Annotated in this window: 10 protein-coding genes; all 10 read left to right on the top strand. The window is 65.0% G+C overall.

What is annotated here, in order from left to right:
- Positions 1-75: 75 nt before the first annotated feature.
- The 10 genes from ACR42D_RS04305 to ACR42D_RS04260 all read left to right on the top strand — a co-directional run bounded on the left by ACR42D_RS04305 (position 76) and on the right by ACR42D_RS04260 (position 13,065).
- Positions 76-2,034, top strand: a complete 1,959-nt coding sequence (locus tag ACR42D_RS04305; protein WP_484565633.1) for an amylo-alpha-1,6-glucosidase — start codon at positions 76-78, stop codon at positions 2,032-2,034.
- 2 nt (positions 2,035-2,036) lie between these two features.
- Positions 2,037-3,323 carry a glycosyltransferase family 4 protein gene (locus ACR42D_RS04300; protein ID WP_484565632.1) on the top strand — a complete coding sequence of 429 codons (1,287 nt, stop codon included), beginning with the start codon at positions 2,037-2,039 and terminating at the stop codon, positions 3,321-3,323.
- Complete coding sequence (locus ACR42D_RS04295; RefSeq protein WP_484565631.1) at positions 3,320-4,522, top strand: glycoside hydrolase family 57 protein; 1,203 nt, start codon at positions 3,320-3,322, stop codon at positions 4,520-4,522. Before ACR42D_RS04300 ends, ACR42D_RS04295 begins: the two co-directional genes overlap by 4 nt.
- An 11-nt stretch (positions 4,523-4,533) precedes the next feature.
- Positions 4,534-8,772, top strand: coding sequence for an alpha-glucan family phosphorylase (glgP, locus tag ACR42D_RS04290; RefSeq protein ID WP_484565630.1), 4,239 nt, complete (start codon positions 4,534-4,536; stop codon positions 8,770-8,772).
- Positions 8,773-9,210: 438 nt separating this feature from the next.
- A complete protein-coding gene (locus tag ACR42D_RS04285; RefSeq protein WP_484565629.1) occupies positions 9,211-10,605 on the top strand; it encodes a sigma 54-interacting transcriptional regulator in 1,395 nt (464 codons plus the stop codon).
- Positions 10,606-10,875: 270 nt separating this feature from the next.
- Complete coding sequence (locus ACR42D_RS04280; protein WP_084641539.1) at positions 10,876-11,148, top strand: hypothetical protein; 273 nt, start codon at positions 10,876-10,878, stop codon at positions 11,146-11,148.
- Between the two features lie 3 nt (positions 11,149-11,151).
- Positions 11,152-11,490, top strand: coding sequence for a hypothetical protein (locus ACR42D_RS04275; RefSeq protein WP_484565628.1), 339 nt, complete (start codon positions 11,152-11,154; stop codon positions 11,488-11,490).
- 26 nt (positions 11,491-11,516) lie between these two features.
- Complete coding sequence (locus ACR42D_RS04270; protein WP_484565627.1) at positions 11,517-12,080, top strand: GNAT family N-acetyltransferase; 564 nt, start codon at positions 11,517-11,519, stop codon at positions 12,078-12,080.
- Between the two features lie 14 nt (positions 12,081-12,094).
- The gene (locus ACR42D_RS04265) at positions 12,095-12,367 is read left to right on the top strand and encodes a hypothetical protein (protein WP_484565626.1); all 273 of its coding nucleotides are present in this window, start codon (positions 12,095-12,097) and stop codon (positions 12,365-12,367) included.
- A gap of 53 nt (positions 12,368-12,420) precedes the next feature.
- Positions 12,421-13,065 (top strand): SET domain-containing protein, encoded by a 645-nt coding sequence (locus ACR42D_RS04260; RefSeq protein ID WP_484565625.1) that lies wholly within the window; start codon positions 12,421-12,423, stop codon positions 13,063-13,065.
- Positions 13,066-13,138: the final 73 nt, after the last annotated feature.

Here is a 13,138-nt window from a genome sequence, read left to right as displayed (position 1 = left end):
TGAATAATCGGAAATACCCCTTCCCGGGGCAGCTCCCATCTTCTCAACCTCTTTTTTTTTTCACAGGTGGTCATCATGCTGCACATTTCCAGAGATGATTGCGTCAACACCGAGACGGCGACCCGGAAGGAATGGATCGACGTCAACGGCCTGGGCGGATACGCCTCCAGCACCGTCATCAACTGCCACACCCGCAAGTACCACGGCCTGTTGATCGCGGCCCTCAAGCAGCCCAAGGGACGGTTCGTCCTGCTCTCCAAGCTGGAGACCTCGGTCCTGGCCAACGACCGCGAGTTCCTGCTCTCGTCCAACAAGTATCCGGGCGTGTACCATCCCACCGGTCACCAGTTCGCGGACGGTTTCGACCAGGGCCTCTATCCGTCCACGACCTACCGCATCGGCGATGCGCTCATCCGCAAATCCTTTCTCATGGTCCACGGCAAGAACACCGTGCTGGTCTGCTTCGAGCTGCTCGAGGGCAAGGTCAAGCCCGCCCTGCGCTTGCGCCCGCTCATGCCCTACCGGGACATCCACACGTTGACCCGCGAGAACATGTTCCTGCGGCCCAAGTCCTACCCCGAGAAGAACGGCCGCAAGATCCAGCCCTACGAGTCCATGCCGCCCCTGTACATGGGCACCAACCGGGCCTCGGAGTTCTTCCCCGGCCCCAAGTGGGTCTACAACGTCGAGTACCTCATGGAGCGGGCGCGCGGCTTCGACTACCAGGAGGACCTGTTCTGCCCCGGCATGTTCGAGACCCGGCTGGAAAAGGGCAAGCCCGTGATCTTCGCCGCGTCCGTGGAGCCGCTGGGCAACCTGGAACGGCTGCGCAAGAAGGAGATCGCCCGGCGCGAGGCCGAGTTCGAGGCCTGCAAGGACCGCAGCAAGTCCGTGCAGTGGCTCAAGTATTTCTCCGGGCAGTTCCTCATCCGCAACACCTCGGGGTTCGCCTCGGTCATCGCGGGCTACCACTGGTTCGGCGAGTGGGGCCGCGACACCATGATCGCCCTGCCCGGCCTGACCTTCCACGCCGGGCGCAGGGAGTTCGGCGAGGAGGTCCTGGCCGCCTACGCCGGGCTGGCCCGCGACGGGCTGCTGCCCAACTACCTGGACCAGAACTCCGACCACCTGGCCTACAACTCGGTGGACGCCTCCCTGTGGTTCTTCTGGGCCGTGCAGGAATACCTCAAGGCCAAGGGCAGCGGGAAATTCGTCATGGACAAGGTCTACCCGGCCCTGCGCGACATCGTGGCCGCGCACCTGGACGGCCGCGTGCCCCTGTGCGGGCTCGACCACGACGGGCTGCTGTTCGCGGGCAACGAGCACACCCAGCTGACCTGGATGGACGCACAGGCCTACGGCCGTCCGGTCACCCCGCGCCACGGGGCGGCCGTGGAGATCAACGCCCTGTGGTACAACGCGCTGCGCTTCTTCCTGGAGCTGGCCGAGAGCGAGGACGACGTCCTGGCCGCGCGGGCCCTGGAGGCCGCCGACCGGCTGCAGGCCAACTTCGTCCCCCGGTTCTGGAACGACCGCGACAACTGCCTGTGCGACGTGGTCAACGAGCACGGCCAGGACCGGCGCATCCGGCCCAACCAGATATTCGCCCTGTCCCTGCCGCACTCCATGCTCGACATCCCCCGCATGCGGGCGGTCATCGGCGTGGTCCAGGCCCACCTGCTGACCCCCTACGGCCTGCGCACCCTGTCGCCCCGCGCCCCGGACTACTCGCCCTTCTACAAAGGCGACGCCGACGCCCGCGACTCAGCCTACCACCAGGGCATGGTCTGGCCCTGGCTGGCCGGACACTTCGGCCAGGCCCTGCTGCGCCAGGCCGAGGACCGCTCCGGGGCCAAGGCTTTCCTGCGCAAGTACTTCAAGCCGATCCTGCGCGGCTTCCCCGAGGACTTCTGCATCAGCGCGGTGCCCGAACTGTACACCGGCAACCCGCCGCACGAGCCCAAGGGAGCCGTGGCCCAGGCGTGGTCCATGGCCGAGGCCGTCCGCCTGAACAAGCTCCTCAAGGAGAAGTAGCCATGCGCGTACTCATGTTCGGGTGGGAATTCCCGCCATACATCTCCGGCGGCCTGGGCACGGCCTGCCTCGGCCTGACCAAGGGACTGGCCCACCTCGGCACGGACATCCTCTTCGTCCTGCCCCGGCTCGACTCCGACGAGGAGGCCCGGCACCTGACCCTGGTCGGGGCCAACCGGCTGCGCGCCAAGGTCGGCGTGTCCGAAATCCGCAAGCTCCAGGAACGGTTGTCCGTGCTGGAGGTGCTCTCCCCCCTGCGCCCCTACCTGACCGAAACCGAATACCGCTCCCTGCTTGAGCGCAACGAGCTGGTCACGGCCGAGGACATCTTCGGCGAGCTCGCGAACGACTTCTCGGGCGGCTACGGCGAAAACCTCATGGCCGAGATCGTGCGCTACAGCCTGATCGGCGCGCACCTGGGGCTGACCGAAAAATTCGACGTCATCCACGCCCACGACTGGCTGACCGCTCCGGCGGGCATCGAGGCCAAGCGCGTCTCGGGCAAGCCGCTGGTGGTCCACGCCCACGCGCTGGAGTTCGACCGCTCGGGCGAACACGTCAACCAGCGGGTCTACGACATCGAGCGGGCCGGGTTCGAGGCGGCCGACCGGATCATCGCGGTCAGCCACTTCACCAAGGAGACCATCGTCAACCGCTATTCCATCGATCCGGCCAAGATCACCGTGGTCCACAACGCCGTGGAAAAGGACCGGCGGCTGGGCCAGCTGCGCGTGAAAAAGCCGTTCAAGGAGAAGCTGGTCCTCTTCCTGGGCCGGATCACCTTCCAGAAGGGACCGGACTACTTCGTGGAGGCCGCGGCCAAGGTCCTGGAAAAGCATCATGACGTGCGGTTCGCCATGGCCGGGACCGGCGACATGTTCCCGCGCATGGTCGAGCGCATGGCCGAACTGAGGATGGCCGACCGCTTCCACTTCACCGGCTTCGTGCGCGGGACCGATGTGGAGCGCATCTACGCCATGAGCGACCTGTACGTCATGCCCAGCGTGTCCGAGCCGTTCGGCATCACCCCGCTGGAGGCCATGGTCTTCGACGTGCCGTGCATCGTGTCCAAGCAGTCCGGCGTGGCCGAGATCCTGGAGGACGCGGTCAAGGTGGACTTCTGGGACGTGGACCGGCTGGCCTTCGAGATCGGCGACATCCTGACCGACGAGAAACGGGCCAAATCCCTGGTCGAACACGGCAGGGAGACCCTCAAGAAGATCCAGTGGGACCGGGCCGCCGAAAAAGTCCTCGACGTGTACCGGCAACTCTCCGGAGGGCGCGCATGATATCCGTCTGCTTCTACTTCCAGGTCCACCAGCCCATGCGGCTGGACAAGAACTATTCCTTCTTCCGGATGGGCCGCAGCCACCACTACCGCGACGAGGCCGCCAACCGGGAGATCATGCGCAAGGTGGCGGACAAGTGCTACCTGCCCGCCAACCGGATGATGCTCGACCTGATCGAGGCCCACAAGGGCGCGTTCCGTATCTCCTACGCCATCACCGGCGTGGCCATGGAGCAGTTCCAGGAGTTCTGCCCCGAGGTCCTGGACTCCTTCCGCGAGCTGGCCGACACCGGATGCGTGGAGTTCATCGGCGAGACCCACCACCACTCCCTGGCCTTCCTCTTCTCCCGCGAGGAGTTCCGCCGCCAAGTGAAGATGCACAGCCGCATCCTCAAGGAGTTCTTCGGGGCCAAACCCGTGACCTTCCGCAACACCGAGCTGATCTACAGCAACGACCTGGCGCTCGAAATCGAGAAGATGGGCTACAAGGCGATCCTGGCCGAGGGCGCGGACCAGGTGCTCGGCTGGCGTTCGCCCAACTTCGTGTACCAGCCCGCGGGCTGCTCCAAGCTCAAGGCCCTGCTCAAGAACTACCGGCTGTCCGACGACGTGGCCTTCCGCTTCTCGGACCGGGGGTGGAGCGAGTGGCCCGTGACCGTGGAGAAATACGCGGACTGGGTGCACAAGGTGGCGGGCAGCGGCGAGATCATCAACCTGTTCATGGACTACGAGACCATCGGCGAGCACCAGTGGGCCGACACCGGCATCTTCGAGTTCTTCCGGCGGCTGCCCGAGGCGGTCCTGTCCCGGGGCGACTTCGTCTTCGAGACGCCCGGCGAGGCCGCCGCGCACCTGGACCCCATGGCCCAGCTCGACGTGCCCTACTTCACCTCCTGGGCCGACCTGGAGCGCGACGTGACCGCCTGGCTGGGCAACCCCATGCAGGACCAGGCCGCCGAGCTGGCCTATTCCCTGGAGGACAGGGTCCTGGACTCCGGGGACGAGGACATCATCGCCACCTGGCGAGAGCTGTTGACCAGCGACCATTTTTACTACATGTGCACCAAGTGGTTTTCCGACGGCGACGTACACAAGTATTTCAACCCCTATGAGACCCCGCACCAGGCGTTCATCACCTACATGAACGTGCTCAACGACCTCGCCCTCCGGCTGGACGGCGCGGACCGGCGGCAGGGTTAGGAGAAAGAGCCATGGACAAAAGCTGGCTGTTCGAAGTTTCCTGGGAAGTGTGCAACAAGGTCGGCGGCATCTACACCGTCATCAGCAGCAAGGCCCCGCAGGCCATGGCCGCCTTCGACAACCGCTACATCGCCGTGGGCCCCCTGCTGGACCGCAACCCCGGCTTCATCGAGGAAGAACCGCCCAAGACGGTCCGCCCTGCCCTGGAGCGGCTCAAGGCCTGGGGCGTGGAGACCGCCACCGGCCGCTGGGACATCCCCGGCAAGCCGCTGGTCCTGCTGGTCGGCTTCCGCAACGCCTTCCCCAACCACGACAAACTCCTGTTCCAGCTGTGGAACGACTACGGCGTGGACTCCATGGCCGGCAGCTGGGACTACATCGAGCCGGTCCTGTTCTCCTCGGCTTCGGCCATGGCCATCAAGGAGATCAGCGAGGACGTGGGCGACGGCGAGGACGTCTACGCCCACTTCCACGAGTGGATGTCCGGCGCGGGCGTGCTCTACCTGAAGAAGAAGGCCCCCTCGGTGTCCACGGTCCTGACCACCCACGCGACCATGCTCGGCCGGGCCATGTCCGGGTCGGGCGTGGACATCTACCGGCGGCTGGAGGAGATCGAGCCGTCCCAGGAGGCCAAGGCCTTCGGGGTCACGGCCAAGCACTCCATGGAGTCGGTCTCGGCCCGCGAGGCGGACTGCTTCACCACGGTCTCCAACATCACCCGCCGCGAGGCCTCCAACCTGCTCGGCACCAACCCGGCCGTAGTCACGGTCAACGGCTTCAACCTCGAGGGGTTCGCCGAACCCAAGGCCGTGGCCGAGACCCACAAGAAGTCGCGCAAGCGGCTCCTGGACCTGGCCTCCCGGTTCCTGGAGCGCGACCTGGCCCCGGACAAGACCCTGCTGGTGGCCACCAGCGGCCGCTACGAATTCCACAACAAGGGCATCGACCTGCTCCTGGACGGGCTGGGCGACCTGGACGAGGAACTGGCCAAGGCCGGCAACGACACCACGGTGGTCGCCTTCCTGCTGGTCTCCTGCGGCTACGCCGGGTTCAGCGACGAGGCGAGGCGCCGCCTGAAACAGGAGCGCTACGACATCGAGAAATACGCTGGCATCAGCACCCATCACCTGGGCGACGCAGACCACGACCCGGTGGTCCAAAAATGCCGCGAGCGCAATCTGGACAACGCGCCCGGGAACCGCTGCTGCGTCATCTTCATCCCGGTCTACCTGGACGGCAACGACGGCGTGCTCAACCTGGAGTACTACGACGCCCTGGCGGGCATGGACCTGACCGCCTTCCCGTCCTTCTACGAGCCGTGGGGCTACACCCCCATGGAGAGCGCGGCCTTTGCCGTGCCGACCATCACCTCGGACCGGGCCGGGTTCGGCCAATGGGTCATGGAAAAACACCCCCAGGGCCATCCGGGCGTGCACGTTCTCAACCGGCTGGAGGACGACTACGAGACCACGCGCGAGAACCTGACCCGCTTTCTGGCCGATTTCACCCGCTGGACGCCGGAGGAGCGCGCCTCGCGCAGCATCGAGGCGCGCAAGATCGCCGAGGAGGCCACCTGGGTCCATTTCTATCCGCGCTACCTGGAGGCCTACGAGTACGCGTCCGATATTCGCACCGAGCGCATCGCGGGCGTGCAGCGCATGGCCGCCGCGCCCGGAGCCGAGATCAGCTTCTCGGGCGTGAACACCACCCAGCCGAGGCTGCGGTCGTTCACCGTGGTCACCGAGCTGCCCGCGCAGCTCGCCCGGCTGCGCGACGTGGCCGAAAACCTCTGGTGGGTCTGGCACCGCGACTCCCAGGAACTGTTCGAGTGGATGGACGCGGCCAAGTGGCACAACAGCGACCACAACCCGGTCCTGTTCCTGGACACCATGCGCAGCGACAGGCTGGCCGAACTGGCCGGGGATTCGGAATTCATCGGCCGCCTGGACTCGGTCCTGGAGCGGTTCGACGCCTACATGGCGCAGAGCGAGGATGCGAACGTGAACGGCATCACCTGGAAGAATCCGGTGGCCTACTTCTCCATGGAGTTCGGCCTGCACGAGTCCATCCCGGTCTACTCCGGCGGCCTGGGACTGCTGTCCGGCGACCACATCAAGTCGGCCAGCGACCTGAACCTGCCGTTCGTGGGCATTTCCCTGCTGTACAAGAACGGTTTCTTCCACCAGCGGATCAACGGCAACGGCGACCAGGTGGTCGAGTACCACCAGAACGATTTCGCGACCATGCCCATCACCCCGCTGCAGCGGAACGACGAGAAGGTCATGATCACCGTGAACCTGCCGGGGCGCACCGTGTACGCCCAGATATGGGAGGTCCACGCGGGCCGGGCCCGGCTCTACCTGCTCGACACGGACGTGGTCGAGAACTCCCGCTCGGACCGCGACATCACCTCCAAGCTCTACGACCCGACCTCCAAGGGGCGCATCGAGCAGGAGATCATCCTCGGCGTGGGCGGCGTCCGCCTGCTGACCGCCCTGGACGTGACCCCGTCGGTCTTCCACCTCAACGAGGGCCACTCCGCCTTCCTGCTCTTCGAACGCATCCGCCACCTCATGCTCATGGAAGGGACCGACTTCGCCACGGCCAAGGAGATCGTCCGGGGCAACACCGTGTTCACCATGCACACCCCGGTGCCCGCGGGCAACGAGCGGTTCGAGAAATCCCTGGTGGAGAACTATTTCCGGGGCTACGCCGACGAGATGGGCGTGCCCTGGGACGGGTTGTGGAACCTCGGGCACATCTACGCCGAGGAGGCCGACCACCTGAACATGACCGTGCTCGCCCTGCACCTCTCCTGCAAGCGCAACGGCGTGTCCCGGCTGCACGGCGACGTGTCCCGGCGCATGTGGCAGGACCTGTGGCGCGGCTTCATCCTGAGCGAGATCCCGGTGGGCCACGTGACCAACGGCGTGCACATCACCTCCTGGCTGGACGAGCGCGTGCGCCACGACATCGAGGAGTCGTGCGGCCTGTCCGTGCACCGCGAGCTCACCAATGAAAACGACTGGGAATGCCTGGACGGCCTGAACGACCGGCGGCTGTGGGACACCCACGTGGCCCTCAAGCACCGGCTGTACGACGAGGTGCGCCGGTCCATCTCCGACCAGTGGACCCGCGAGGGCGAACCGCCCAACCGGCTGCACGCCTTCATGAACGCGCTCAACCCGGACCACCTGACCCTGTGCTTCGCCAGAAGGTGCACGGCCTACAAGCGGCCCACCCTGCTCTTCCACAACCTGCAGCGGGCCAAGGAGATTCTGGCCAGCGCCGACCGCCCGGTGAACATCATCTTCGCGGGCAAGGCCCACCCGGCCGACACCATGGGCGCGAGCTACATCAACCTCATCTGCCGTCTGGCCAAGCAGGACGACTTCCTGGGCCGGGTCATCTTCCTGGAGAGCTACGACATCCGCCTGGCCCGCCTGCTCGTGTCCGGCGCGGACGTCTGGCTGAACAACCCGACCCGCCTCATGGAGGCCAGCGGCACCAGCGGCATGAAAGCCGCGGTCAACGGCGTGCCCAACTGCTCCATCCTGGACGGCTGGTGGGACGAAGCCTTTGACGGCCACAACGGCTGGGCCGTGGGCAGCGGCCTGGTCTACCAGAGCCAGGTCAACCAGGACATCGTGGATGCGGACAACCTCTACGCCACCCTGGAGACCGAGGTGGTCCCCGAGTTCTACGACCGAAGCGGCGACGGCGTGCCCCACGCATGGCTGCGCCGCATGAAGGCGTCCATGAAAACCGCCTTCAAGGGGTACGGCACCCACCGCATGGTCCGCGACTACATCGACGACATGTACCTGCCCGCCATCGAATTGGCCAAGCTGCGCACCAGGAACAACAACGAACTGGCCATGGGGCTCGGCGAATGGCGCACGCGCATCCCCGGCCGGTTCGCCACGGTGAACATCAAGGAGGTCCAGGTGGAGGGCATCAGCGGCGACGTGTTCCGGCTGGGCAACAAGCTGACCGTGTCCGCCAAGGTGGACCGGGGCCAGCTGCTGACCGAGGAGATCGTGGTCGAGTTCGTGGCCGCCACCCCGGACGAGGAGACCATCGTGGACTGCATCCCCATGCAGCTCAAGCACTCCGAGGGCTCCACCCTGCTCTTCCGGGCCACCTACAGCCCGTCCGAGTCGGGCCCGGTGCGCTACGGCGTCCGCGTCCTCCCCACTCACCCGGGACTGGCCAACAAATGCGATCCTAGGTTGATTAGGTGGAGCTAGGAGTTAGGCGGCTTCCGATAGCGGCGCATCTGCACATTTTTTCCGGGGGGCTTTCATCCTCACGTAGACGGCTACGCTGCGGTGAAAGCCCCCCCGGGAAAAAATGCACAGCTGCACCACTCTCGAAAGCCTATTCCGAGGACGATTTGACTGCAGAAGAGAGAGCCGTTATCGGGTGCTGCGCACCCGAATCGCTCCAAATTGGAAGAAGGAAGCCCCCGGCGGAGAGTGAGCCTGGGGGCTTTTTGCTGCCCTACCCCGCGCAGCGGCGCTAAAAAGTTTAGGAGGGAAAGGGGGATGGGGGTCCGGGGGAAGGGGGAAAGGGAAGCCCTTTGAAAAGGGCTCCCTTTCCCCCTTCCCCCGGCCGCCGGAGGCATCTTTTGATATTGTCTCAGGGGCGGCATCGAAGTACAACGGGGGCTGGAGGCAACAGGGGTCATGCGTAAAATGCTTGTCATCACCCGGGACGGAAGCCGATCGGAGGAGATCGGCGGCCTGTTCGACCAGGAAAAGCACGCGGGGGCGGTCCCGGTTTCGGAGGACGCGGCCCCGGACCGCGAGGTGGACACCCTGTTCGTGGACGTGGAGTCCCTGCTGGGCAAGCACACCTCCGTGGCCAAGGGGCTGGAGGGGTTGTGGTCGCAGTACCCGTCGGCGGCCATCGTGGTCCTGGCGGACGAGGCCAACACCCACCATGCCGTGGACGCGGTCAAGGCGGGCGCGTTCGACTACCTGACCCGGCCGGTGGAGCGCGAGGAGCTGGACCTGGTCGTGGACAAGGTCCGCGAATCCGACGTGCTCAAGTCCGAGCTCGACTATCTGCGCGGCCAGTTCTGGAACGAAGACTCCCTGGAATACGTGGACACCCGCAGCCGGGCCATGCGCGACGTGTTCGTCAAGATCCGCCAGGTGGCCGGGACCCGGACCACGGTGCTGCTCACCGGCGAGACCGGCACCGGCAAGTCGCTCATCGCCAAGCTCATCCACGCCCATTCCAACCGCAAGAGCCAGCCGTTCATCAGCGTGCACTGCGGGGCCATCCCCGACACCCTGGTGGAGAGCGAGCTGTTCGGCCATGAGAAGGGGGCGTTCACCGGCGCGGTCCGGCGCAAGCTCGGCAAGTTCGAGCTGGCCCACGGGGGCACTATCTTTCTGGACGAGATCGGCACGGTCTCGCAGTCGGTCCAGGTCAAGCTCCTGAACGTCATCCAGGAGCGGTTCATCCAGCGCGTGGGCGGCGAGTCCGACATCCCGGTGGACGTGCGCATCATCGCGGCCACCAACGAGGACATGAACGAGCTGTGCGAGCGCGGCAAGTTCCGGCGCGACCTGTTCTACCGGCTGAACGTCTTCCCCATCCGCATCCCCCCGCTGCGGGAGCGGCGCGAGGACATCCCGAGGCTGTCCGAGGTCTTCATCCAGCAGTTCAACGGGCTGCTCAACACCGAGGTCAAGGGCATCCACCCGCAGGTCCTGGACCGGCTCATGGAATACGAGTGGCCGGGCAACGTGCGCGAGCTCGAGAACGTCATCGAGCGGGCCTGCATCCTGGAGACCGGGGACGTGCTTCTGCCCGAGAGCTTTCCGCCGGACCTCCTGGACACCCAGGGCGAGGTGGTCACCTCCCCGGTCCGGACCGGCCTGCCCCTCAAGGAGGCCCGGCGCATCACCGTGGACAGGTTCGAGCGCCAGTACCTGTCGAGCCTGCTGGAGCAGTGCAACGGCGTGGTCAAGGACGCGGCCGGGCGCGCTGGCGTGACCACCCGGCAGCTTTCCAAGCTGATGCGCCGCCACGGCCTGGACAAGATGGACTTTCGCAAGAAGAATCATTAGTTCCGGTTTGTCACGAATCGGAATTTTAAGTTCTTATTTGTTTGTAAGGTGCTATAAAAATGATTTTTTTTAGTACAGCATTTGATCATACCGCGCTCGCCCAAGGCGCTTTACCCACGCCTGCGGCCCGTGATCGCGAAAAACAGGAACAAAAAGTTCCGTTCACTTCTTCGACTGAAAGCATACTCTACAAACAATTTCAAACAGTTATTGATTTGGCACACTCCATGCTTTTCCCGCATCTTCAAAACCACATGGCAGAGAAGAGTCGTGCAGCAAGAGAAACAACACCGAAACAACACGGTCACCGTCAAGGGCATGGTCGTCCCCCGTCAGTGGGACGAGCAATTCCGTGTGACCGAGGTGCTCATCGCCTGCAAGGACGAACGGGAAATCCTCGTGGAGAATTTCAAGAGCCTCCCCAGCCTGCTGTCCCTGTCCAGGGCGGAGGCGGTCTTCACCGGCGTGGTCCGCAAGGAACGCGGCGTGGAGTCCATGGTTGTGGAGAGCTTTGCACCCGTGGAAAACAACATCCCAGGATAACCCATGAAAAAACAACTGATTCCCTTATTGCTGGCCGCGTTCCTCTGCCTCGTACCCACCCTGTCCCTCGCGGAGGGCGCCGGGACCTTCTGGGGCCTGGTGGTCAACACCGACTTCGGCCTGGTGCTCAAGGACGGCGACACCGAGTACCTGCTCCTCGGCGTGGAGCAGGACCCGTCCATGCTGGAAGGCAAGACCTGCGAAATCACCGGAACCAGAACGAACTCCCTGGGCATCGACTCCATCAGCGTCGAGACCATCGAGATCGTCGGCGACACCTCGTCGATGAACTATACATCTATGAACCTGAAACACGGCGGGCGGCCCTACCGCCTCGCCTGACGAGCCGTCACGGCTTCGAGATCACCATGGACACAACTACCAGAGAAGACGACGCCCGCGAGGACATGCGCGAGGTTCGCATTTCCTCGGGCATCACGCCCGACGATGTGGAAACCATTCTGAACATGGCCGCGTCGAGCGGGCTGTTTTCGGCCGACGCCATGCTGTCCGCCGAGGACATGGCCTGGGACTGCGCCTACGGCAACGGCGAGGAGGCGCAGACCTTCCTCCTGGCCAAGGTCTGCGACGCGCAGGGCGAACGGATCATCGGGTTCCTCTGCTACGGCCCGATCATGTACTGGCCCGGCGAATTCGAGCTCTACGGCATCACCGTGGACCCCGAGTTCCGCAGGCTGGGCATCGGCTCGGCCCTGGTGGCCGAGATGACCCGCCGGGCCGTCGGGGAGATGGGCCGATCGATCTTTCTGGAGACCGGCGAGGGGCGCGCCTTCGAGAACGCCCGGCTGTTCTACGAGGCCAACGGCTTCTCGGTGCAGCGCCGGTTCTGCAAGCAGTTTATCCCCATGGACGGCGGTCTTGTCTACCGCCTCAACATCGACGAAGACGACGCCGAGAACAACTATCAATAGAGGAGCGGGAGAAGATGCCTACCGACGTGTATGAAGATTCCCTGTTCGGACAGATACTCCCCCTTGACTGGGACAATGAAACCGTGGCCGGTGTGGTCCTGCTCGTGGACGGCGAGGAGGAATTCATCGTCGAACCCGATGAGAACGGCGAGAGCCTGATCGAGTACATCGACAGGTGGGTCACGGCCGAGGGCGTCGTCGTCGAGGACGAGGACGAACTGCGCATCAAGGTGCGCAGCTACACCCTGGAAGACGAGATCGACTACGACACCGATGAGGACTGGTAGGGGCGGCCCCGCCCCTGAACAGGCTCCCGCCCCGGCGGAAGCGGTGATTTCCCATGATGCATCCCAAGACCGAAGTACGCTTCGTCGACCCGACCATCGGGTACGGCGTGTTCGCCGCCGAGGACATCCCGCGCGGCACCATCGTCTACGTCCGCGACCGGCTGGAGGCAGCCTACGTGGCCCGCTCCTCCAACCGGATCAACGCGGACGGCAGGCCGGGCAAGACCGCCTATGCCGACGAGTCCGGCGTGCACATCGTCAGCCGCGACAACGCGCGCTACGTCAACCACCGTTGCGACTGCAACGTCATGGCCACGGGATACGGCTTCGAGATCGCGGTGCGCGACATCTGGAAGGGGCAGGAGATCTGCGAGGAGTACGGCCTGTTCGACCTGGGCCGGGACATCCCCCTGAGCTGCGGCTGCACCCGCTGCCGCAAGCAACTGCGCACCGACGACATGGAACGGTTCCACGCGGTCTGGGACGGGCTCGTCCTGGACGCCCTGACCAGGGTCGCCGACGTGCACCAACCGCTCATGGCCTTCATGGACGACGAGACCAAACACCGGCTGCGCGCCTACCTCTGCGGCGAGGAGCCCTATATTTCGGTGACCGCCCTGGCCCGCCAGGCCCCGGCCGTCCTGACCGCGATCCCGCCCGACAACCCCAAGCCCGCCCCGTTCGGGTTCAATGGCTGAGAGATTGAGGCGGATGGTTGCGGCGCACGCCGCAGGCAACACCCGGCCGGGCCCCTGGGGTCCGCTTTCCCGG

This window comes from Pseudodesulfovibrio sp. lm2024 (assembly GCF_051175575.1).
GTDB lineage: Bacteria > Desulfobacterota > Desulfovibrionia > Desulfovibrionales > Desulfovibrionaceae > Pseudodesulfovibrio > Pseudodesulfovibrio caledoniensis.
This window is presented reverse-complemented; position numbering and strand designations above follow the sequence as displayed.

What these genes read in the sequence shown, in the direction of transcription:
- ACR42D_RS04305 (WP_484565633.1), top strand. Translation starts at nt 76, where the DNA reads ATGCTGCACATTTCCAGAGATGATTGCGTCAACACCGAGACGGCGACC.
- ACR42D_RS04300 (WP_484565632.1), top strand. Translation starts at nt 2,037, where the DNA reads ATGCGCGTACTCATGTTCGGGTGGGAATTCCCGCCATACATCTCCGGC.
- ACR42D_RS04295 (WP_484565631.1), top strand. Translation starts at nt 3,320, where the DNA reads ATGATATCCGTCTGCTTCTACTTCCAGGTCCACCAGCCCATGCGGCTG.
- glgP (WP_484565630.1), top strand. Translation starts at nt 4,534, where the DNA reads ATGGACAAAAGCTGGCTGTTCGAAGTTTCCTGGGAAGTGTGCAACAAG.
- ACR42D_RS04285 (WP_484565629.1), top strand. Translation starts at nt 9,211, where the DNA reads ATGCGTAAAATGCTTGTCATCACCCGGGACGGAAGCCGATCGGAGGAG.
- ACR42D_RS04275 (WP_484565628.1), top strand. Translation starts at nt 11,152, where the DNA reads ATGAAAAAACAACTGATTCCCTTATTGCTGGCCGCGTTCCTCTGCCTC.
- ACR42D_RS04270 (WP_484565627.1), top strand. Translation starts at nt 11,517, where the DNA reads ATGGACACAACTACCAGAGAAGACGACGCCCGCGAGGACATGCGCGAG.
- ACR42D_RS04265 (WP_484565626.1), top strand. Translation starts at nt 12,095, where the DNA reads ATGCCTACCGACGTGTATGAAGATTCCCTGTTCGGACAGATACTCCCC.
- ACR42D_RS04260 (WP_484565625.1), top strand. Translation starts at nt 12,421, where the DNA reads ATGATGCATCCCAAGACCGAAGTACGCTTCGTCGACCCGACCATCGGG.